The sequence below is a fragment of the Methylobacterium sp. Leaf106 genome, assembly GCF_001422895.1.
GTDB classification, from domain to species: domain Bacteria; phylum Pseudomonadota; class Alphaproteobacteria; order Rhizobiales; family Beijerinckiaceae; genus Methylobacterium; species Methylobacterium bullatum.
The window spans coordinates 116809-136976 of sequence record NZ_LMNB01000034.1; the positions used below are offsets into that span (position 1 = coordinate 116809).

The 20168-nt window shown below is 69.3% G+C and carries 21 protein-coding genes, 1 tRNA gene and 1 pseudogene; 15 read left to right on the top strand and 8 right to left on the bottom strand.

The features are described from left to right. Window positions 1-100: 100 nt before the first annotated feature. From ASF34_RS20150 to ASF34_RS20165, 4 genes are all read right to left on the bottom strand, one after another. On the bottom strand, window positions 101-337 hold the full coding sequence (locus tag ASF34_RS20150; RefSeq protein ID WP_056163978.1) for a DUF2171 domain-containing protein: 237 nt from the start codon (window positions 335-337) through the stop codon (window positions 101-103). Between the two features lie 12 nt (window positions 338-349). Further along, the gene (locus tag ASF34_RS20155) at window positions 350-946 is read right to left on the bottom strand and encodes a YciE/YciF ferroxidase family protein (RefSeq protein WP_056163981.1); all 597 of its coding nucleotides are present in this window, start codon (window positions 944-946) and stop codon (window positions 350-352) included. Between the two features lie 195 nt (window positions 947-1141). Continuing rightward, a complete protein-coding gene (locus tag ASF34_RS20160; protein ID WP_056163984.1) occupies window positions 1142-1750 on the bottom strand; it encodes a hypothetical protein in 609 nt (202 codons plus the stop codon). Window positions 1751-1913: 163 nt separating this feature from the next. Then, entirely contained in the window at window positions 1914-2126 is a 213-nt protein-coding gene (locus ASF34_RS20165; RefSeq protein WP_018045676.1) for a hypothetical protein, read from the bottom strand. Between the two features lie 476 nt (window positions 2127-2602). Here ASF34_RS20165 and fdxA point away from each other — a divergent pair, with 476 nt between their 5' ends. From fdxA to ASF34_RS20195, 6 genes are all read left to right on the top strand, one after another. Then, window positions 2603-2941, top strand: a complete 339-nt coding sequence (gene fdxA / locus ASF34_RS20170) for a ferredoxin FdxA (protein WP_018045675.1) — start codon at window positions 2603-2605, stop codon at window positions 2939-2941. 581 nt (window positions 2942-3522) lie between these two features. Then, complete coding sequence (locus tag ASF34_RS20175) at window positions 3523-4125, top strand: CarD family transcriptional regulator (protein ID WP_018045674.1); 603 nt, start codon at window positions 3523-3525, stop codon at window positions 4123-4125. A gap of 307 nt (window positions 4126-4432) precedes the next feature. Then, window positions 4433-5305: an RNA polymerase factor sigma-32 gene (locus tag ASF34_RS20180; RefSeq protein ID WP_026176254.1), complete on the top strand. Its 873-nt coding sequence runs from the start codon at window positions 4433-4435 to the stop codon at window positions 5303-5305. Window positions 5306-5401: 96 nt separating this feature from the next. Next, window positions 5402-5629: a hypothetical protein gene (locus tag ASF34_RS20185; RefSeq protein ID WP_156465790.1), complete on the top strand. Its 228-nt coding sequence runs from the start codon at window positions 5402-5404 to the stop codon at window positions 5627-5629. 30 nt (window positions 5630-5659) lie between these two features. Then, complete coding sequence (locus tag ASF34_RS20190; protein ID WP_056163987.1) at window positions 5660-6415, top strand: 4'-phosphopantetheinyl transferase family protein; 756 nt, start codon at window positions 5660-5662, stop codon at window positions 6413-6415. Window positions 6416-6478: 63 nt separating this feature from the next. Further along, a tRNA-Pro gene (locus tag ASF34_RS20195) sits at window positions 6479-6555 on the top strand. A gap of 202 nt (window positions 6556-6757) precedes the next feature. Here the strand turns inward: ASF34_RS20195 and ASF34_RS20200 are convergent. Both ASF34_RS20200 and ASF34_RS20205 read right to left on the bottom strand, forming a co-directional pair. After that, complete coding sequence (locus ASF34_RS20200; RefSeq protein WP_056163989.1) at window positions 6758-7591, bottom strand: phosphotransferase family protein; 834 nt, start codon at window positions 7589-7591, stop codon at window positions 6758-6760. Between the two features lie 203 nt (window positions 7592-7794). Further along, window positions 7795-8079: a hypothetical protein gene (locus ASF34_RS20205; protein ID WP_018045669.1), complete on the bottom strand. Its 285-nt coding sequence runs from the start codon at window positions 8077-8079 to the stop codon at window positions 7795-7797. Window positions 8080-8351: 272 nt separating this feature from the next. On the opposite strand from ASF34_RS20205, the gene ASF34_RS20210 reads away from it, so the two are divergent. Beyond that, window positions 8352-9335: a hypothetical protein gene (locus ASF34_RS20210; RefSeq protein ID WP_056163991.1), complete on the top strand. Its 984-nt coding sequence runs from the start codon at window positions 8352-8354 to the stop codon at window positions 9333-9335. Here the strand turns inward: ASF34_RS20210 and ASF34_RS20215 are convergent. Then, window positions 9323-10543 (bottom strand): glycosyltransferase family 4 protein, encoded by a 1221-nt coding sequence (locus ASF34_RS20215; RefSeq protein WP_056163995.1) that lies wholly within the window; start codon window positions 10541-10543, stop codon window positions 9323-9325. The genes ASF34_RS20210 and ASF34_RS20215 overlap by 13 nt on opposite strands. An 8-nt stretch (window positions 10544-10551) precedes the next feature. After that, the gene (locus ASF34_RS20220; protein ID WP_056163997.1) at window positions 10552-11592 is read right to left on the bottom strand and encodes a glycosyltransferase family 4 protein; all 1041 of its coding nucleotides are present in this window, start codon (window positions 11590-11592) and stop codon (window positions 10552-10554) included. 72 nt (window positions 11593-11664) lie between these two features. On the opposite strand from ASF34_RS20220, the gene ASF34_RS20225 reads away from it, so the two are divergent. The 8 genes and pseudogenes from ASF34_RS20225 to ASF34_RS20255 all read left to right on the top strand — a co-directional run. Next, window positions 11665-13719, top strand: coding sequence for an HAD-IIB family hydrolase (locus ASF34_RS20225; RefSeq protein WP_056164000.1), 2055 nt, complete (start codon window positions 11665-11667; stop codon window positions 13717-13719). Further along, window positions 13709-14581, top strand: a complete 873-nt coding sequence (locus ASF34_RS20230; protein WP_056164003.1) for a glycosyltransferase family 2 protein — start codon at window positions 13709-13711, stop codon at window positions 14579-14581. Before ASF34_RS20225 ends, ASF34_RS20230 begins: the two co-directional genes overlap by 11 nt. Window positions 14582-14597: 16 nt before the next feature. Continuing rightward, the gene (locus ASF34_RS20235; RefSeq protein ID WP_056164007.1) at window positions 14598-15707 is read left to right on the top strand and encodes a glycosyltransferase; all 1110 of its coding nucleotides are present in this window, start codon (window positions 14598-14600) and stop codon (window positions 15705-15707) included. A 32-nt stretch (window positions 15708-15739) separates the two neighbouring features. Next, window positions 15740-16693 (top strand): galactosyltransferase-related protein, encoded by a 954-nt coding sequence (locus ASF34_RS20240; RefSeq protein ID WP_056164009.1) that lies wholly within the window; start codon window positions 15740-15742, stop codon window positions 16691-16693. Window positions 16694-16703: 10 nt separating this feature from the next. Then, window positions 16704-17780, top strand: coding sequence for a glycosyltransferase (locus tag ASF34_RS20245; protein ID WP_056164013.1), 1077 nt, complete (start codon window positions 16704-16706; stop codon window positions 17778-17780). A gap of 375 nt (window positions 17781-18155) precedes the next feature. Continuing rightward, window positions 18156-19238, top strand: a 1083-nt coding sequence (locus ASF34_RS20250; RefSeq protein ID WP_274533769.1) for a calcium-binding protein, incomplete at its 3' end; no start/stop codon positions are given. 38 nt (window positions 19239-19276) lie between these two features. After that, window positions 19277-19543 (top strand): annotated as a pseudogene (locus tag ASF34_RS22935) (calcium-binding protein); the annotation flags it as partial. 7 nt (window positions 19544-19550) lie between these two features. Then, a partial coding sequence (locus tag ASF34_RS20255; protein WP_162240050.1) for a calcium-binding protein occupies window positions 19551-20168 on the top strand: 618 nt, incomplete at its 3' end.

Consider the following 20168-nt stretch of genomic DNA (forward strand, 5'->3'; position numbering starts at 1 on the left):
GGGGCTCGGCCTTCGGTCTCGATGTCCAGGCCGGGGTGAGGCCGGAAAAAAGGGGTCGCCTCATCGGCAACCCCTTCGCATTCCGGCCCGACGCGCCGCGCTATTCTACGGTGCCCCATTCGTCCTTGGCCTGGGCGGAGGTCCGGTTCAGCTTGACCTTGCCGTCCTCCACCGCATCGATCGAGTCGATGTGCAGGAAATGGTGCCGACCCTCGGCTTCGGGGTCGGTCCGGGTGAGCTTGATGCGCTGCCCGTCGAGGTGGTCCACCGTGCCCACATGCCCGTCATCCGACCCGACGACCGGCATGTGCTCCCGGATCTTGCTGGTATCGACCATGGTTCGATCTCCCTACTCGGCCTTGGACTTGGGCTTGGACCCGGACTCGGCTTTGGCGCCCTTCTTCCGGGGAGCAGGCTCGTCCTCCGTCCCGGCCTCGTCTTCGGTCCCGGCCTCCTCGGAGCCCTCCATGTTGAGGCCCAGGGCGATCTGCGTGAGGAGTTCGTCGGTCTTCTTCTCCTCCTGAAGGGTCTCGTCGAGGAGCTTGGCGGCGTCCTCGTAGCCGAGCTGGCTCGCCCAGGTCTTGAGGGTGCCGTAGCGGGCGATCTCGTAATGCTCGACGGCCTGTGCGCAGCCGATCAGGACCGCATCCGCCGCCGGGCTGTCGCCGAAATCCTCGAGATCCTCTTCCATCTCGGCGGTCAGGCCCTGCATGGCCTCGCAGGTCTTGGCCCGCGCCGACTTGCCGATGATCTCGAACACCTGCTGGAGGCGCTCGACCTGGACGGCGCTCTCCTCGGCATGGGTCTCGAACGCCTGACGCAGCTCGTCGTGCTCGGCGGATTTGGCCGATTTCTTCAACGCGCGAACGGATTGCTTCTCGGCGTAATAGACGTCCTTGAGGGTCTCATAGAAAGCATCATTCAAGGTTTTCTGTTTGTCGGCCATAGACATCATCCCACTTCAACGAGTGTATTATTTCGTACCGACGCGTCATGGCGCTGTCAGTCATCCAAGGAACGCTCGCTTTGCCTTGAGGCTCCCAAAAATGAGAGATCTATATTTGGGGGAAAACTATGGGGATTGCGCTCGGCCGTGGAACCTTTCGCCGTCAGGCTGCCATGCTTGGCGGTCGCGCCGAGGTCAGGACGCGGCGGGAGGATGGAGCCGCAGGCGTCCGGCCTCGCCGCAGGCCGTGAACCAGTCCCGCTCGGCGTCCCAGGGGTGGCCCGACCAGCCGGCGAAGCCGAACCCATAGACGTCGATCGGGGGCAGGGACGGGCTCCGCCCCTCGAGGATGGCGAGCGCCACCAGGAAGCCCGTGCTCGGATTCGGGGTGCCGGAGACGCGGGGGGCGAGCTGCTGGCGGGCGCGGTCATGCAGGGCGGAGGGCAGGACATGGACCGGGCGGTGGGCGAGCTTGTCCCGCAGGGGCGCCGTCCAGCAGACGCGCTCATGCGCTCCCTCCTCGTCCGGCGAGAGTTCGGGGAAGGCCAGCAGGTAAGTGCGGGCCTGCCGGATCACGGGGCGATCGAGGAACCCGTCATCCTCCACCCAGGCGCGGGCCTGGCCTCCGCGATTGACGAGGGCGAGGAGGGTCACGCGCGATCCCGCCGGGCCGCCGAAACCCGCGGCGTTGTTGAAGCGCACCACGCAGGACGCCCCATCGATGGCCCGGCCGTGATCGCCGATCTCCGGCGCGTTGCCGACAAGGGCGAGGTGGGGATCGTCGAGGTCCGGCCATGACGACATGGGTCGAGTTCCTTGGAACAGGCCACCGGTGCGGGGACTCGCGGATGGGGCGTCGGGTCCTGAGCAGGTTTCGCAGAAGTGGCCCCCGGTTCTGCGATCGAAAACCTGCGACACAGCAAAGAGCTAAGCCGGGTGATGCGTTGGCTTGCCAACGCGAACCCGCTTAGGCCGGTCCGTCCGGCCGGGCCAGGGACGATCCGGGCGCCGTCCGCTCCATGGCGTTGAGGGCGTCCGCCATCGCATGCGCGGCTTCCCGACCCAGACCGACCTGCCGGACGCTCTTCACCAGCGCCGGCTCCAGCGTCTTGGTGTCGTAGACCGTCCATCCTCCGAGTTCCGGAGCGATGGCGTAGACGGCATGCTCGTTGTCGTTCATGGCGTGCCTCGCATTCGAGGAGAGCGACTGTTCGGGGTCGATGGAACGGCCGGTGACGATCCGAGCTCCCCTGCGGGCTCTGCGACCCTTGGTAACAACGGTCTTTCGCCCGCCACCGCACTGGAACGTTTGCCGGATGCGGCACTATTCACGTTACGATGGCGCCCGTCGCGTCTCCTGTCGGACCCTCTCGGATAAAGGGAGCGGCCGGCCGGCGGATGGGCGGATCCGATGGCCTCCTTGGGTGTGGCACGGACGCACCTGCCGCAGCCGGCATGAGCCGCCGCTGCTTGTCAGCCACTCTGGCAGGGGATAGAGCCGTGCGGAAATGACGGGCGGGGCGGTCGACGCGCCGTCCGCGAGGCGCGTGACACACGGACGCGTTAACGGAGCCGTGCGGGAGGCCGGTCTAGGATCGGGGCCAAGCGGGCTCGGGTCTCGCGATCCACCCCACCACGGATAGGGCTGAAGGGCACATGACCTACGTCGTCACCGACAATTGCATCAAGTGCAAGTACATGGACTGCGTGGAAGTCTGCCCCGTGGATTGCTTCTACGAGGGCGAGAACATGCTCGTCATCCACCCCGACGAGTGCATCGATTGCGGCGTCTGCGAGCCGGAATGCCCCGCCGAGGCGATCAAGCCCGACACCGAGCCGAGCCTGGAAACCTGGCTGAAGCTCAACGCCGATTACGCGCGGAGCTGGCCCAACATCACCCAGAAGAAGGACGCCCCGTCCGACGCCAAGGACTGGGACGGCGTCGCCGGCAAGCTCGAGGCGCATTTCTCGGCCTCCCCCGGCACCGGCGACTGACCCCTCGGCCGGGCCGGTGGCCCGGAACTCCCGGTTCGCCTCGAGGTCACGGACACGTGATCCCCGGCCTGCCGACGGACACGGGCGCTTCACGACGCCGCGGATGGCGGGCCGGCCTGCGGAAGCGTCGACCCGGCAGGTCTTCGGAGATTCCCTCCCCGCGTGCATCGGGCGCCGTGTGGAGCCCGGCCCGACCGGTCGCTCACGCATGCCCTGCGTCGGCAATCCTTTGATTCGGCGCCCGGTTTGTGGTATGTAGACCGCCTGCCGTCGTTCGTGCCTGACGTGCTGCCTTTGGCTACCTCACCGGTGGTTTTCAAACTTTTCGACAGAGTCGGCTTCCCATCTTCCTGGGACGCTACCTCGGCGAGACGAGGCGGCATGTGATCGACCGCTGGAGGCGCATGCGCCTTCCGCGACCCCGATCGCATGGTGTGGATGATCGGTTAGCCTGGGACCCGCTCGGCCGGTGCATGACGCATCGATGGCCGGCGGACAAGGGGCTCAAGCCGGGTCACCCACCCCGGGAATGAAGGTTCAGCGCGACTCGACCCGCGCGATGTTCTGGAGGCGCTTCTCGCATGACGACAGCCAAGAAGACGACGGCAGGCCGCCAAGGCTTCAAGACCGGCGAAGCGGTGGTGTACCCAGCTCATGGCGTCGGCCGTATCACGGCGATCGAGGAGCAGGAGATCGCCGGCTACAAGCTCGAGCTGTTCGTCGTCTCGTTCGAGAAGGACAAGATGGTCCTGCGCGTGCCCACCGCCAAGGCCAACAGCGTCGGCATGCGCAAGCTCGCCGAGCCGGAACTCGTCAAGAAGGCCCTCGACGTGCTCACCGGTCGCGCCCGGATCAAGCGCACCATGTGGTCGCGCCGCGCCCAGGAATACGAGGCCAAGATCAATTCCGGCGACCTGCTGTCGGTGACCGAGGTGGTCCGCGACCTCTACCGGTCGGAGGCCCAGCCCGAGCAATCCTACAGCGAGCGCCAGCTCTACGAGGCCGCCCTCGACCGCGTGCTGCGCGAGATCTCCTCGGTGAACAAGATCACCGAGACGGAGGCGCTCAAGCTGATCGAGCAGAGCCTCGCCAAGTCGCCCCGCCGCGCCAAGGGTGAGGCGGAAGCCGAGGGCGATGCCGAGGCGGAAGGCGACAGCGACGAGATCCGGGAAGAGGCCGCCTGAGCGGACCGCCGATCTCAGACGGATCCATCGGACGATCGGGCCCGGCGCACCAGCGCCGGGCCTTTTTCTTTGTCGGCACCGCATCGGCGGTCGCGCCAACGACCGTCGCCCGGATGCTCCGATGCGCCGCAGGGTCACGGCCCCCTGTCAGCCCGAGCCGGCGGAACTATCCACGTAACGGCTCCGTTGTCCGGTGCCTGGGCGATGCCCCCGGGCTGGTGCCCTCGCTTTCCGGACCATTCGGGTCGACCGACCCGGAACGTCCGTCGCGGTGCGCGCACGCAACGGACAAAAGGCGGAGGCGGGAATGGCGGACATCGCGGGGATACGGCGACAGTTCATTCGTACGGCCATGGAGGCGCCCTTCCTGGCGCGAGACGAGGAACGTGGCCTCGCCGTCCGCTGGAAGGACGAGCGCGACGAGCACGCGCTTCACCGCCTGATCTCCGCCCATATGCGCCTCGTCATCGCCATCGCGGGACGCTTCCGGCATTACGGCCTGCCCATGGCCGATCTCGTTCAGGAAGGTCATGTGGGCCTGATGGAAGCGGCGGCCCGGTTCGAACCGGAGCGGGAAGTCCGCTTCTCCACCTATGCCACGTGGTGGATCAGGGCCTCGATCCAGGATTACATCCTGCGCAACTGGTCCATCGTCCGCGGCGGCACGAGTTCGGCCCAGAAGGCCCTGTTCTTCAACCTGCGCCGTCTTCGCGCCAAGCTGATGCAATCCACCGAGGAGCATGTGGGCGACGAGATCCATCGCCGCATCGCCACCGCCATCGGCGTCTCGCGCGAGGACGTGGCCCTGATGGATGCGCGCCTGTCCGGACCGGACATGTCCCTGAACGCCCCCGTGGGCGAGGAGAGCGAGGCCTCCTCCGAGCGGATGGATTTTCTCGTGGACGGGTCCGATCTGCCCGACGAGACGGTCTCGGCCTCGGTGGACGGCGAGCGCCGGCTCACCTGGCTCAACGAGGCGCTCACCGTGCTCTCCGAGCGCGAATTGCGCATCCTGCGCGAGCGGAGACTCACGGAGGATCAGGCGACCCTGGAGGCGCTCGGCCGCCGCCTCGGCATCTCGAAGGAGCGGGTCCGGCAGATCGAGAACCGCGCCCTGGAAAAGCTCCGGCGCGCCCTGGCCGAGCGTTTTCCACAGACCGCCGGTAACGTGTACGTCTGATCGGACGGTACTTGCCGCCCGCGCCCGGCCCCGGCACGTTAACGCTTCGGCATCCCACGTGTGAGATGACCGACGTCGATGGCGTCGAGGTGCGTTGTGCGGGAAGTTTATGACGAGACCGGTGCGGCGCACAGGCCGCTGATGGCCCTCGCGGTGATCCTTGCCGCGAGCGTGACGATCACTGCCGCCGTCGCCGTCGAGCACGGTCTCGCGTGGCCCGCGACCGTCGGCACGTTCTACGGCCTGGCCGCCCTCTGTCAGATCGCCTATCTCGGCCTCGTCGTCGCTCGCGAGTGGGACGGCACCTCCGGCCCGTCGATCTGACGGGTGACCGCCGCTTGTCCGAGCGAGCCGATGGGCACCGGGACGCCGGACCGCGCGGGGACGAATCCTGACGTCACGGTCTGGGACGTCGATCTCACCCAGGCCATCGACCATCGGGCGACGTGCCGGGATCTTCTCTCCGACGACGAGATCGCGCGCGCCGCCCGATTCGTCCGCGACGTGGATCGCTGGCGGTTCGAGGCGAGCCACGCGGCCCTGCGCCTCGTGCTCGGGGAACGGCTCGGATCGGACCCGCGCGGCCTCGTCTTCGGCGCGGCGCCCTCCGGCAAACCATATCTCGCGGGGGAGCAGGCCGGTTCATGCCGCTTCAGCCTGTCCCATTCCGGCAGCCGCGCCCTGATCGGGCTTTCCTCCTCGGCGGAGATCGGCGTCGACGTGGAAGAAATACTCCCGATGCCCGATCTGCTGCGCATCGCGCGGGCGCATTTCGCGCGAGAGGAAATCGCCGCCCTCGAAACCCTCCCGCCCCACGACCTCACGGCGGCGTTCTTCGCCTGCTGGACCCGCAAGGAGGCCGTTGCGAAGGCCACCGGCCACGGCCTCTCCCTGCCCCTCGACAGCTTTGCCGTCTCCGTCACGCCGGACAGGGCGGAGTTGCTGACGATGCCGGCCGGGACGAAGGCCTGGAGCCTGCACGCCCTCTCCACGGCACCGGGCCATGCCGCCGCCCTCGCGGTCATGGCGGCCAATGTCGGCTGCATCCGCCGCACCCTTGCCCCCGATTGGGCCGCCCGTCCCGCCGCCATATCGCAACAAGGGCCATGATGGCGCTTGCGGCCCCGCGCCGGCCTCGCTATACGTCCGCTCGCCGGTGGAGACGCCGGCCGTCGGAGTGTAGCGCAGTCTGGTAGCGCACCACGTTCGGGACGTGGGGGTCGCAGGTTCAAATCCTGCCACTCCGACCAAATTTCCCGAGAGTTCGCAGTCTCTTAACTGCTCCCCCACAAATCTTGGCCGCACGGCGTGGGCCGCCTGACGAGCCTCTGTCTCCGCATGATGGTGTCCGCCGCCTTCGCGAACGGCATGCCGTTGGCCCCGCCCACCCCGCTGCATTACGGCTCGGCTCGCTCGCAGTGCCTCAGGCCGGTCCCGGCGGCGGGCCGCGCATCAGATCAGATGCGCGAAGTGGTGTCCCAGCCGTCTCGCTTCCGCCTGAAGGTCGTCCTCGTTCGGGGCGGCCTGCCCGGACAGGCGGGCGACGATCATGGGCAGCCGCCAGGCGTCGATGTCCCGCCTGTCGATGCCGCTCAATCGGCAATACGTCCAGACATAGAAATCGGCCAATCTCGCGCGGATCCGCGCATCGGCCGCCTTCGCCCAGGCGTTGACGAAGCGGGTGCGTCCGGATCGAAGGATGAGCTCGGTGCGGGCGACGTCCGCTGTGGGATGCCCTGCCGTCGACTTTTCCCAGTCGATGACGACCAGACCGTCCGGCGTGCAGAGCGCGTTCTCGGGGTGGAGATCTCCGTGGCAGAGATTGTCCCCATCGGGCAGGCGATCGAGCACGGCGAGCGTCGTTTGCTTCAGCCAGGCAGGCACTCTCGCTCTGGAGACTTGAACACGCAGTGCGTCCTGCTGGTTGGGAAGCGGAGCATTGTCGATTGTGTGGATGCCGATTTGAATATGGGCGAGTTGCCTCAGGGCGCCCAGCATGCCGACCGGGTTCCTCCTGAAGTGTTCGAGAACCGTCTTGCCGTCGATGTGCTCGAACAGCACGCCGGATCGTCCGTGCCGCTCGATGATTCCCAAAGGGGCCGGGACGCGGAGGCCTTGGGAATGGGCGAACGACGTCGCGACGAACTCCTTTTCGGCCAGGGACTTTCCCCATTTCGCCTTGTAGAGCTTCAGTATCCGGCCCGATTTGTCGACAAAGACTTCGGCACTTCTTCCCTCACCAATGCGATGTGCCCGATCAAGAACGATCTCTTGTGTCGATACCATATCGATCCAACGTCATGGCCCCCTCCATGCCATGCGCGAGAGTATCGTCGATGAAGATCAGCCGGCAATCCATTCCGGGGCGGGATCGGCGCCGGTAGGGGGACGAGGTGCCGCTGCACACATGACGCAGCGAAAACCCCGCTCCGGCTTTCGCCGGGCGGGGTCTGAATACCTGGGCTCTTCAACCCGAATTCGGCAGGCTGTCAGTATCCGTAGCGGCGAGCGCGACGATAGTTCTGATCCTGGCGGCGCAGATGCGCCCCATACCGGCGATCATGGAGCATCTGCCGGCGAATGTGCTTCCGATAGCGGTACTGGGGCGAATGGCCGTAACCGGACCGGTACCCGTACCCGTACTGGACGGTTTCGACGGCCGCTGGCTGTCCGAGCGCGGTAGCGTCCACGGCCAGGGGAGCGGCCTGGGCCGTTGACGTCAAGCCGGCACATACGAGCGCCGCGGCGAGCGCGAGGGAGCGCAGGTCTTTCATCGGATATCCTTCCTTGTGGGTAGGCCGAGGGCATCTAGGGCGGCGAAGCTTGGCTTCAACCCAAAAATTCGCCGCAGCGCGAGCCCGGCGGGTCGGGGTCGTGCAGAAGCGAGGCTGTTGGGAAGAACCATGCCCCCTTCATATCCACCCGAAAACCGCGCATTCATGCCGATGATGCCAGGCAGGTTCGGCACAAGTGGTCGCCGGTTTTGCGTCCTGAAACCCGGGAACCCGCTCAGGCGCGGCGAGGCCGGGCGCGATGAGGGAGAACCATGCGACGCTGCTTCGTCTGTGAGGCCGATAGCCTCGAGCCGACTGACCGGCACATCGTCCATGAGGATGGGCGGCGGCGGGCGTTTCCCATCGCCTGTGCCTCGTGCGGCGTGCTCGTCCAGGACGGGGCGGACCCGGCCGCATGCTGGGCCGATCTCGCGCGGGCTCTGGCCGGGCGCGTGTTCCGCCTCGATCCGCAAGCGCCCTACGGTCTCGACATCTACACCCTGCGCCTTGCCGCCACCCGGCTGCGCCGTGGCGTCAGGCCGGTCGGCGGGGCCGACCGCGCGGCCCTGCTGCACCCGCATTCCGAGCGGGCCGCCGCCGGCGATCTGTTCGATCTCGATGCCGCGCTGCCGGCCACGGTCTCGCTCGGCCTCCTCTGCCGGCCGCAGGATCTGGATGCGGTGCTGGCCCGCCTTTCCGCCCATGCGGCCTGGACCGGCGACGTGGTGGTCCTCGTCGACGCCCCCGACAGCCCGCCGGTTTCCGCCGCCATCGCCGGCTATCCCTCCGGCGCCGTGCGGGTCGCCGCCCGCCCCCTCGCCGGCGATTTCGCGGCCCAGCGCAACGCGCTGCAGGACCTGTCGCGCCGTGCCTGGATGCTCCAGCTCGACGCCGACGAGGAGTTGGCAGCCGCCGTGGGTGAGCTGCTTCCGGCCCTTGCCGCCCTGGCCGAGGAGGGGGAGATCCTCTCCATCGGCCTGCCCCGGCGCAACCGCGTCGACGGGGTGTTGTCGGATGTCTATCCGGACGTTCAGTACCGCCTGAACCGCGCGGATGTCCGTTTCGGGGGGCGTGTTCACGAGCGGCCCGATCTCGGCGGCGCGTGGCGGCGGGGCTTCATCTCCCTCCACGGCGCCATCGAGCACCGGCTCTCGCGCGCTCATGTGGAGGCGCGGTCCCGGCGCTACGAGGCGATGGACCCCGGCCGGGGGCGGCCGGAGGAGGAGACGGCGCTGCTGCGCCCCTACCGGCCCTGACGCGCTGCCGCGATGGCCCGTTCGTAGAGCGCCAGGGTCTCGGCTCCGAGCCGCGCCCGGTCGAAGGCGCCGCTCGCCGAAAGGGCGCGGTCCCGCAGGCGCAGGCGCAGGGCGGAATCCAGGAGCAGCGGACGGATGGCCTCGGCCAGGGCCGCCCCCGTCGCTTCCCGCGCGAGAAGGCCTGCGCCCGGCCCACCGATGAAGGCGCGGGCGCTGGCATCCTGAGCGCAGGCCACCACCGGGCGGCCATGGGCCAGGGCCTCCTGGTAGACGAGGCCGAAACTCTCGTAGCGCGAGGGGGCGAGCACGGCATGGGCTCGCGCATAGGCGGCCTCCAAGGCCACGGCGTCGATCCGGCCCAAGGGGCGCAGGCACCGTCGCGCGGCGGCGGGACAATCCGGCGGAAGGTCGGCCTCGGGCACGCCGACGAGGGCGATCTCGAAGGGGGGAAGCGTTCCGGCCTCGCAATCGGCACCGAGGATCGCGGCGGCGGCGAGCAGGAGATCGAACCCCTTGCGCGGCTCGGCCCGGCCGACGAACAGCAGGCGGACCGGGCCGCCCGTGGCCTCCGGATAGGGAGCGGCGCGAGCGCGTTCCAGCATCTCCGGGGGCAGGCTCAGGCCGATCACCGCATGGGGCCGGGCGGTATGGGGCCGGACGGTATGGGGCCGGGCCGGCTGAAGGCCGTAGAGCGCCGTCATCCGCGCCGCATGCTCGCCGGTATTCGAGATCAGCCCGGCGCTCGCCATCGCCTGCCGGCGTTCCAGCCGGTCGGCGGCGAGACCGTCCAGGCGGTCGCGCAGGGAGGCGGCCGGTTCGCGCGAGAAGGCGGCAGGCGTGGAGTTGCGGGTCACCAGGGGCGGGGCCGCGCCGCCTCCGAGGAGGGCGGCCGGCCCGTACCAGTTCGTGGCCTCGATGCAAGCGAAGGGATGCCGGGCATGGGCCCGCAGCACCGCCCGGCGGAAGGCGATGGGCGCGGCGAGGTGCCCGGCCGATCCCCACAGGCGCAGCCGCGCGAGCCGCGAGCCCGGCGGGAGGCCGATCCCCTCGATCCCGACGCCCGCATGGTCGCCGGACCCGGTGCGGTCGAGGGTGAACACCGTGACGGCGATGCCGAGCGCGCTCAGGCTCTCGGCGATCTCGCGCGCGGCGGTGGAAAGCCCGCTCGGGGCGGGGGGATAGTCCCAGGCGAGGAGCGCCGTGCGCATGCGCCCGCTCACCGGCCGAGCAGGCGCCGGTAGATCGCGAGGTAGTCGGCGGCCATGCGCTCGGCGGTGAAGCGCGCCTCGAAGCGGCGGCGCACCTGCGCCCGGTCGAGCTCGCCCACCCGCGCCAGGGCCGCCACCGCCTCGGCCTCGGAGGAGACGACGAAGCCCGTGACCCCGTCCTCGACGATCTCCGGCACGGAGCCCCGGTTCCAGGCGATCACCGGGGTGCCGCAGGCCATGGCCTCGATCATCACGAGGCCGAAGGGTTCGGGCCAGTCGATGGGAAACAAGAGGGCGCGCGCGCCGCCGAGGAGCCGGCCCTTGGCCGCATCGTCCACCGGGCCGACATAGACGGCGTCGTCACCGAGCAGCGGACGGACCGCCCGGTCGAAATAATCCGGGTTCCCCACATCCACGGTCCCGGCGAGGCGGATCGGCAGGCCCGCCGCGCGGGCGACGCGGATGGCGACGTCGGGCCGCTTCTGGTCGGTCATCCGGCCGATGAAGGCGAGATGGCCCTCCGGCTCGCTCCGCAGGGCGTAACGGTCGCGGGCGATGCCGTGATGGACGATGCCGGCGCGGTTCGCCACCGGGATGCCGGCTTCCTGCGCCGCCGAGATCGCCGCCACGGGCAGGTCGGGGAAGCCGGCGAAGAACAGCGCCCGGTCGCGCTCGTCCACGCGCCAATGCACGGTCGTCAGGCTGCGGCATCGCCGCGCGCCGAGCACGGGCGCATGCGCGAACTCGCCGTGGCAATGGACGATGTCGAAATCGTCGAGGCGGCGGGCAAGCGCTTCCATCTGGAGCGCTTCCAGGGCCGCCGGGACCCCCGGAGCCACCCGGCCCTCACGGGCCTCCAGGGCGGCGAGACTGAGATGATCTCCGACCCTTGGTATATCTGTCACACTGTCCGCCGGGGCGAAGAGCGTTACCTCAACCTGCAAGTTTCGCAGTGCTATGCTGAGATCATGGATGACGCGCTCCGTCCCGCCATGATGCGTCGGAGGGGTCGGAAAGATGTTGGGTGCGACCTGCGCGATACGGATCACGGGTTGTTCTTGTGTTTTAGGTATGAAAGTCGACATTTTATCCGTGGTTGACGCGCCGGCACCCCGCCGCTGATGTTCGTTCTTCATATCGCGCTTCAAGGATGTCTTCGCGGTGACGACGTCGCCTACGGCCTCACCGCCGATACGGGCGGCCATATCCGTTACCTGCTCGATCTCGTCCGGGCCTGTGACCGGGACCCGGCCTCGGACCGGATCGTCATCGCCACCCGTCTGTTCGAGAGTGCGCTCGGAGCCGACTACGCCGTGCCCGAGGAAGCCGTATCGGACAAGGTGACGATCGTGCGACTCGCCAGCGCGTCGCCGGATTACCTGCCCAAGGAAGCGCTGCACGGGGAGGTGGCGAGCTTCTCCGAAGCCCTCGTCGCCTGGATCGCCGCGCAGCCCGTGCGCCCCGCCATCATCCACGCGCATTATGCCGACGCCGCCGCCGTCGCCGCCCTGGTCGAGGACCGGCTCGGCATCCCCTTCGTGTTCACCGCGCATTCCCTCGGACGGGTGAAGGCCCGCGCCATGGGCCGGCCGCCGACGGATACCCCGTCCCTGGCCCACCGGATCGCGGCCGAGGAGACGGCCCTGGCCCGCGCCGCCCTGGTCATCGCCTCCTCGCGCGACGAGGCCGAGGTGCAATACGCGACCTATGCCGCCTACGATCCCGGCCGCATCCGCGTGCTGCCGCCGGGCAGCGACCTGGCGCGCTTCCACGCGGCCCGGACCTGCCCGAGGGTGGACGCCTCCATCGACCGTTTCCTGCGCGATCCGGCCAAGCCCGCGCTGCTCGCGCTGGCCCGGCCCGTGGCGAGGAAGAACCTCGCCGCCCTGGTCACCGCCTATGGCGAGAGCCCGGAGCTGCAGGCGCGGGCCAACCTCGTCCTCGTGGCCGGCACCCGCGACGACCTCGACGACCTCGACGGCGGCATGGCCGAGACCATGCGCGACCTCCTCGTGCTCATCGACCGCCACGATCTCTACGGGCGCGTGGCCTATCCGAAGACCCACCGCCCCGACGACGTGCCGGCCCTCTACGCCTATGCCCGCGAGCGCGGCGGGGTGTTCGTCAACCCGGCCCTCAACGAGCCCTTCGGCCTGACCCTGCTCGAGGCCTCCGCCGCCGGCCTGCCCCTGGTCGCCACCGATAGCGGCGGCCCCAACGACATCGTCGAGACCTGCGGCAACGGCCTCCTCGTCGATCCGCGCGATCCGGCCGGGATCGCGCGGGCCTGCCTGCGCATCCTCACCGAGCCCGGCCTGCGCGACCGCTACGTCGCCGGCGGCGAGCGGGCGGCGGCGGCCTACGATTGGGACCGGCACGCCCTGCGCTACCACGCCCTGCTGCGCGCCCTCGGGGCGGCCGAGGCGCCGTCGACCCATCCGCGCCAGCTCCTGATCTGCGACATCGACAACACCCTGGTCGGGTGCGACGCCGGCCTCACCGCGTTCCGCCAATGGCGCAGCGAGCAGGAGGGCCTCGCCTTCGGCGTCGCCACCGGGCGGTCGTTCCACAGCGCCATGGCGATCCTGGAGCAGCAGGCGAGCCCGCGCCCCCAGGTGATGATCACGTCGGTGGGCTCGGAGATCTACCATCTCGACGCCAACGGGGTGAGCTACACCGCCGACCGGTCCTGGCGGGACGCGGTCTCCCGTGGCTGGAACCGCGAGGACGTGCGGGCCGTGCTCGGGCAGGTTCCCGATCTCGTTCCGCAAGGCCCTCTGGAGCAGCGCCCGCACAAGCTCAGCTATTTCGGCGATGCCGCCACCGCCCGGCGCGTGCGGGGCAGGCTCGACGCCGCGGGCCTCGCCGCCTCCATCATCCACAGCCACGGCCGCTACCTCGACGTGCTGCCGCCCGCGGCCTCGAAGGGGACGGCGGTGGACCATGTCCGCGCGCTCTACGGGCTCACCGAGGGCAACGTGTTCGTGGCGGGCGATTCCGGCAACGACGTGGAGATGCTGCGGGTGCGGCGACAGGCGATCATCGTCGCCAACTTCTCCGACGACCTCGCCACCCATGCGGCGCTCGGCCATTCCTACGTCGCCCGCGCCTCGCATGCGCGCGGCGTCATCGAGGGCGTGGCGCATTTCCGGAAGAGGCCCGTCCATGCCGGCTAGAGCGCGCTCGGTGAGCGTTCTCACCCTGGTCCGCCACCGGGACGGGCATCTGCGCAACCTGATGCGCGGGCTCGCCCGGCAGACGGTGGCGCCCCTGGAACTCGTGATCGCCTGGATGCAGCCGGAGCCGGCTCCCGACCTGCCGGATCCCGGCTGTCCCGTCCGGCACCTGCACGTACCAGGGGAGCCGATGCCGCTGGCCGCCGCCCGCAACCGCGCCGCCGAGGCGGCGCAGGGCGCGCGCCTGATCTTCCTCGACGTGGATTGCATCCCCGGGCCGGGGCTGGTGGCGGCCTATGCCGGAGCCGAGGCCGAGGCGTTGCTGCTCGGCGAAGTGCTCTACCTGCCCGAGGGCGCCGTGGGGGCCAGCCTCGATTGCGAGGCCCTCGACCGTGCCGGGCGGGTGCATCCGGCCAAGCCCCCGATCCCGGAGACCGGGCTGCGCCCGGAGCCCGAGGCGCGGGAGCTCTGGGGCCTGTCCTTCGCCCTCCCGGCCTCGGCCTACCGCAGCGTCGGCGGCATGGACGAGGGCTTCTCGGGCTATGGCGGCGAGGAAACCGATTTCGCCCTGCGCCTTGCGGCCTCCGGCCTGCCGACCTTCTGGATCGCGGGCGCGCGGGCCTACCACCAGCATCACCCGGTCCACGTGCCGCCCCTGCCGCATTTCGAGTCGATCCTGCGCAACGCCACCCGCTTCCATGCCCGGCACGGCAGCTGGTGCATGGAATACTGGCTTGGCCAGTTCCGCGAGGCCGGCCTCATCGCCTGGGACGCGCGGGCCACCTCCATCCGGCGCCTGCGCACCCCCGACCCCGCCGAGATCGCCGCCGCCCGGCAGCCCGGCACGCGCCTGTTCTCCTGACCCCGCCTCGAGTCCCATGACGAAACCCATCGCCTTCTTCGTCCACCACCAGGGGCGCGGACACGCCAACCGCACCCGCGCCGTGGTGGCCGAGTTTTCCGCCACGCGGCCGGTCTCCGTCCTCACCGCCGATCCGAGCCTGTTCGATGGGTTCTCCCGCGACATCGAGATCGTCGCCCTGCCCAACATGATCGGCGCCCGGGTGCCCACCGCGCGCCTGTTCGCCGAGCCGACGCCCCGCGTGATGCATTGCGTGCCGCTGGGCGTGAGCGAGACGCGCCGGACCATGCGCACCATCCTCGACCATCTCGACGACCGGGAGGTCGGCCTGTTCGTGGTGGACGTCTCGGCCGAGATCGCCCTGCTGGCGCGCGCGGCCAGCGTGCCGGCGGTCCAGATCCGCATGCACGGCGACCGCTCCGACATCGGCCATGTGGGGGCCTACGAGGCCTGTATCGGCATGCTCGCCCCCTTCGACGAGCGCTTGGAGCAGGACGATTACCCGGATTCTCTGCGCGCCAGGACCTTCTACAGCGGCGGCCTCTGCACCAGCGTCGATCCGGTGCTCCCCCGCGCCGAGGCCCGCGCCCGCCTGCGGCTCGATCCCCACCGGGAGATCGTCGTCGCCGTGACCGGCGGCGGGGGCAGCGGCACGCCCTACGCGCCCCTCACCGTGGCGGCGCGTGCCGTGCCGGACGCCCTCTGGCTGACCCTTGGGCCGACCCACCGCGAGGGCCACGAGACCGATTTCGGCAACCTGCGCGAACTCGGCTGGGTGCCGTCCGTGACCGATTACCTCGCGGCCGCCGACATCGTCATCGCCTCGGCCGGCGACAACACGGTCCACGAGGTCGCGCGGGTGGGCGGGCGCCTCGTGGTGATGCCCGAATGGCGCTATTTCGGCGAGCAGACCCGCAAGGCCGAGGCCCTGGTGCGCCTCGGCGTCGCCGTGCAGGCCCCGCACTGGCCCGGCGACCTCCAGGGCTGGCGCGACCTCCTCGACCGGGCGCGCCGGCTCGACGGCGAGACCCTGCGCCCGCTCCACGCCCCGGACGCCGCCGCCCGCGCCGCCGGCTGGCTCGAAGACCTCACCGACGAACTCTGGGCCGGCGCGCCCGCCGCTTGAACCCTTCCGCTCCCCAAAACCGGACCTCGAGAATGTCGACCGTTTCCGTCGTGACGCTGGCCAAGGGACGGCCCGCGCATCTCACCAACCTCGTCCTCGGCCTGATGCGTCAGACGCGGGCACCCGCCGAACTCGTCGTCGCCCGCATGCAGGACCAGCCCTACGACCTGCCGGAGGCGCCGTTCCCGATCCGCCAGATCCCGGTGGCGGGCGACCCGCTGCCGCTGGCCGCCGCACGCAACCGTGCCGTGGCGGCCGCGTCGGGGGAGGCTGTGGTCTTCCTCGACGTGGACTGCATCCCCGCGCCCACCCTCGTGGCGGATTACGCCCGCCGCCTCGGCGAATGCGACGGATTGCTGATGGGCGAGGTGCTCTATCTCCCCGGCGGGGCCACCGCCGGCGCGTGGAGCTCCGACGGGTTCGCGGATATCGCCGTCCGGCATTCCGACCGGCGCGGCCCGCCGGCCGAGGGCATCGAGATCTGCAACGATTATCGCTGCTTCTGGTCGCTGAACTTCGCCATGCGGAAGGCGACCTTCCTCGGCGTCGGCGGTTTCGACGAGCGCTATGCGGGCTATGGCGGCGAAGACACCGATTTCGGCAAGCTCCTCGACACGCGCGGCATCGCCATCGCCTGGCTCGAAGGCGCGCGCGTCTATCACCAGTATCATCCGCACCACATGCCGCCGATCCACCATCTCGACAGCGTGGTGCGCAACGCCGAACTGTTCGAGGCGAAATGGGGCTACCGGACCATGGGCCACTGGCTCCATGCGTTCCGCCTCATGGGCCTGATCGACGACACGCCCGGCCGGCCGATCCGCATCCTGCGCCGCCCGGACGCGGACGACCTGGCGCTCACGGGCCAGCAGAGCCACCAGCCCTATTCCAACACCGCCTCGGTCATCCGCATCCTCGATGCGCGCAACGCCGCCGCCCTCACCGAGCGGGCCGGAACCCTCGCGGCGGAGCCCGAGCCCGCATGACAACCATCCGATGAGGATCGCGCTCCTCGCCCATGTGCGCCAGCCCATCGCCCAGCCCTTCAAGGGCGGCATGGAGGCCCATAGCTGGCACCTCGCCCGGGGGCTGCAGGCCCGCGGCCACGAGGTCGTGCTGTTCGCCTCCGGCGACAGCGACCCGCGCTTCACCCTCGACCCGGTCCTGCCCGAGCACCAGGAGCGGACGTTCCCCGGGCAGGAGCATACCGGCAACCCGGCGCTGATCGCCCATCTCGATGCCGGCTACGCCGCCGCCTGCGACCGGATCGCCGCCGGGGGCTTCGACGTGCTCCACAACAACAGCCTCAGCCGCCTGCCCCTGGCGCGCGGGCGAACGGAGGCCGTGCCCACCGTCACCTCCCTCCACGTGCCGCCCTACGATGCCCTTCGCTGGTTCGTTCACGACGGTGTCGCCCCCTCGCACCGGATCACGGTGACGTCGCAAGGGCAGCTGCGTGCCTGGTTCCCGGAAGGGGCACCGCCCGAAGTGTCGGTGCTCCATAACGGCATCGACCCGGCCGATTGGCCCTACCGCGACCGTGGCGACGGCAGCGCCGTCTGGTGCGGCCGGATCACGCCCTACAAGGGGACGCACCTCGCCATCGAGGCGGCGCGGAAGGCGGGCATCGCCCTCACCCTCTTCGGCTCGACGGAGGACGCCGAATACTGGGAACAGGCGGTCAGGCCCCTCCTCGGCGGCGCGATCCGCTATGGCGGCCATCTCGACGGGGCCTCCCTCGCGGCGGAAATCGGACGGGCCTCGGTCTTCCTGTTCACCCCCTGCTGGGACGAGCCGTTCGGCCTCGTCGCCATCGAGGCCATGGCCTGCGGCCTGCCCGTGGCCGGCATCGACAGGGGAGCGGCCCGCGAGGTCATCGGCGAGGCGGGCGCCTTCGCCCCGCCCGGAGACGACGCAGCCCTCGCCGACGCGATCGGGCGAGCGCTGGCCATCCCGCGCCGCAGCGCGCATGAGCGCGTCCTCCGCCACTTCACGCACGACGTCTGGTTGAACGCGTGCGAGGCGCTGTACGCCGACGTCCGACATTCGCACCCCGGCGGCCGGGACCGATAGGGAGAGCGGGACACGCTTCCGGCCGGGATCCCTTGTCCGGCAGCCGCCGCGCGGTCGCGCTGGCAGGCCCGATCGGGCGATCCGAAACGGATCGAAACCGAAGGTTTTAGCCTCCGCTGTTCATCGAATGCTGCATGGCACAAAACGATAACTCGCTGCAGCAAAATGAATACAGTTCATGAAGCATACGAAAACAATCGTTAAGTATTGAATCGTACCCGACCGCCAATGCGGCGGCAACAACGCCAGTGCTCCGGAACCGATCGAGTAGGCTGGGTCTTTGAAGCTCGGGCCTCAAGTGCCCGCCATGCCATGTAAGCCGGCATGATCTTCAATCTATCCCGTCGTTCTCGATTTGTGGGTTTGGAGAAAACAATGGCCACTGTCTCGATCCTGACCAATGCTGGCTTCGACGTTCGCGATTTCTTCGTTCCCAACCTGGATGGAGCCGAACTCACGTTCACCGGCCTCGTCGACAGCGTCGGCGACCTCCTTCTCGACGGCAGCCGAACGGATACGTTCGAGGTTCTCACCATCGAGGCGAACGGCCTCACCTACAACTACAGCGGCAATTGGGAGATCGAGGCCTCGACCGGCCTGTTGACCGGAACGGTCTCGGCCAGCGGCGGCTACGACGGGGTCGAGGTCAAGCTCGGCGATACGGTCCTGGCGACGCTCGACCTACCGTTCCAGCCGGTCGACCTCGGATCGGAAACCAGCCCCGGCATTCTGGGGAGCATCGGAACGCTCGTGACGGATCTCGTCGGCGGCACCGTGGACATCCTCCTCGGAACCCTCGATGACACGGTCTCGCTGGTGGGCCTCAATCTCGACGCCACCCCCGACCTCATCGACATCGTCATCGATGCCGGCGGCACCCAGACCGGCGGCGATGGCGACGATACCCTGCGCGGCGGCATCGGCGACGACACCCTCGACGGCGGCGCCGGCAACGACACCATGATCGGCGGGGCGGGCGACGACACCTACATCGTCGATTCGGCCGGCGACAAAGTGGTGGAGGATGCCGGCGAAGGTGACGACACCGTCCGCTCGTCGGTGACCTACACCCTTCCCGACAACGTGGAAAACCTCGTCCTCACCGGCACCGGCGACATCGACGGAACCGGCAACGCCCTCGACAACAGCATCGTCGGCAACGGTGGTGACAACCGCCTCGACGGCGGGGCCGGCAACGACCGCCTCACCGCGCGCGGCGGCGACGACGTCCTCATCGGCGGCGCGGGCGACGACATCATGCGCGGCGGGGCCGGCGATGACGTCTACGTGGTGGATTCCACGGGCGATCAGGTCATCGAGAACGCCGGCGAAGGCAACGACAYCGTCCGCTCGTCGGTGACCTATAGCCTCGGGGCCAATGTGGAGAACGTCATCCTCATCGGAACCGGTGCCATCGACGCCACGGGAACCGACGGCGCCAACAGCCTGACCGGCAATNCGTCCGCTCGTCGGTGACCTATAGCCTCGGGGCCAATGTGGAGAACGTCATCCTCATCGGAACCGGTGCCATCGACGCCACGGGAACCGACGGCGCCAACAGCCTGACCGGCAATGACAGTGCCAACCGCCTCGACGGAGGCGCCGGCGACGATATGCTCTCGGGACGCGGGGGAGATGACACCCTTCTCGGTGGCACCGGCGCGGACACGATGCGCGGGGGCACCGGCGACGACACCTACGTAGTCGACGATGCAGGCGACCAAGTCATCGAACTGGCCGGCGAGGGCACCGATACCGTGCGCNGACACGATGCGCGGGGGCACCGGCGACGACACCTACGTAGTCGACGATGCAGGCGACCAAGTCATCGAACTGGCCGGCGAGGGCACCGATACCGTGCGCTCGTCGATCGACTACACCCTTGGGGCCAATGTCGAGCGCCTCGTGTTGACCGGGACCGGAGATCTCGATGGGACGGGCAACGCCCTGAACAACGCCCTCTTCGGCACCGGCGGGGACAACGTGCTCAATGGCGGTGGCGGGAGCGACATCCTGTTCGGCAAGGGCGGAAACGACACTCTCGATGGCGGAACCGGCAACGACACCCTGCATGGCGGTCTCGGCGACGACACTTACTTCGTCGACAGGGCCGGCGATAAGATCGTTGAACTCCCCGGCGAGGGCAACGACACGGTCTATGCCTCGGTCACCTACGGCCTTTCCGCCAATGTCGAGAATCTCGTCCTGACGGGAACTCGCAACTTCAGCGGTTTCGGCAACGACCTCGACAACAACATCACAGGCAACGACGGCCACAACCGTCTGAGCGGCGGTGCCGGCGACGATGTCATGACGGGCAACGGYGGCAACGACACCCTGCTCGGCGGCAGCGGAGCCGACACCATGCGCGGGGGCACCGGYAACGAC

Excerpts from the sequence above, each read along its gene's own strand:
- ASF34_RS20150 (WP_056163978.1), bottom strand. The coding sequence starts at position 337 with ATGGTCGATACCAGCAAGATCCGGGAGCACATGCCGGTCGTCGGGTCG.
- ASF34_RS20155 (WP_056163981.1), bottom strand. The coding sequence starts at position 946 with ATGGCCGACAAACAGAAAACCTTGAATGATGCTTTCTATGAGACCCTC.
- ASF34_RS20160 (WP_056163984.1), bottom strand. The coding sequence starts at position 1,750 with ATGTCGTCATGGCCGGACCTCGACGATCCCCACCTCGCCCTTGTCGGC.
- ASF34_RS20165 (WP_018045676.1), bottom strand. The coding sequence starts at position 2,126 with ATGAACGACAACGAGCATGCCGTCTACGCCATCGCTCCGGAACTCGGA.
- fdxA (WP_018045675.1), top strand. The coding sequence starts at position 2,603 with ATGACCTACGTCGTCACCGACAATTGCATCAAGTGCAAGTACATGGAC.
- ASF34_RS20175 (WP_018045674.1), top strand. The coding sequence starts at position 3,523 with ATGACGACAGCCAAGAAGACGACGGCAGGCCGCCAAGGCTTCAAGACC.
- ASF34_RS20180 (WP_026176254.1), top strand. The coding sequence starts at position 4,433 with ATGGCGGACATCGCGGGGATACGGCGACAGTTCATTCGTACGGCCATG.
- ASF34_RS20190 (WP_056163987.1), top strand. The coding sequence starts at position 5,660 with ATGGGCACCGGGACGCCGGACCGCGCGGGGACGAATCCTGACGTCACG.
- ASF34_RS20200 (WP_056163989.1), bottom strand. The coding sequence starts at position 7,591 with ATGGTATCGACACAAGAGATCGTTCTTGATCGGGCACATCGCATTGGT.
- ASF34_RS20205 (WP_018045669.1), bottom strand. The coding sequence starts at position 8,079 with ATGAAAGACCTGCGCTCCCTCGCGCTCGCCGCGGCGCTCGTATGTGCC.
- ASF34_RS20210 (WP_056163991.1), top strand. The coding sequence starts at position 8,352 with ATGCGACGCTGCTTCGTCTGTGAGGCCGATAGCCTCGAGCCGACTGAC.
- ASF34_RS20215 (WP_056163995.1), bottom strand. The coding sequence starts at position 10,543 with ATGCGCACGGCGCTCCTCGCCTGGGACTATCCCCCCGCCCCGAGCGGG.
- ASF34_RS20225 (WP_056164000.1), top strand. The coding sequence starts at position 11,665 with ATGTTCGTTCTTCATATCGCGCTTCAAGGATGTCTTCGCGGTGACGAC.
- ASF34_RS20230 (WP_056164003.1), top strand. The coding sequence starts at position 13,709 with ATGCCGGCTAGAGCGCGCTCGGTGAGCGTTCTCACCCTGGTCCGCCAC.
- ASF34_RS20235 (WP_056164007.1), top strand. The coding sequence starts at position 14,598 with ATGACGAAACCCATCGCCTTCTTCGTCCACCACCAGGGGCGCGGACAC.
- ASF34_RS20240 (WP_056164009.1), top strand. The coding sequence starts at position 15,740 with ATGTCGACCGTTTCCGTCGTGACGCTGGCCAAGGGACGGCCCGCGCAT.
- ASF34_RS20245 (WP_056164013.1), top strand. The coding sequence starts at position 16,704 with ATGAGGATCGCGCTCCTCGCCCATGTGCGCCAGCCCATCGCCCAGCCC.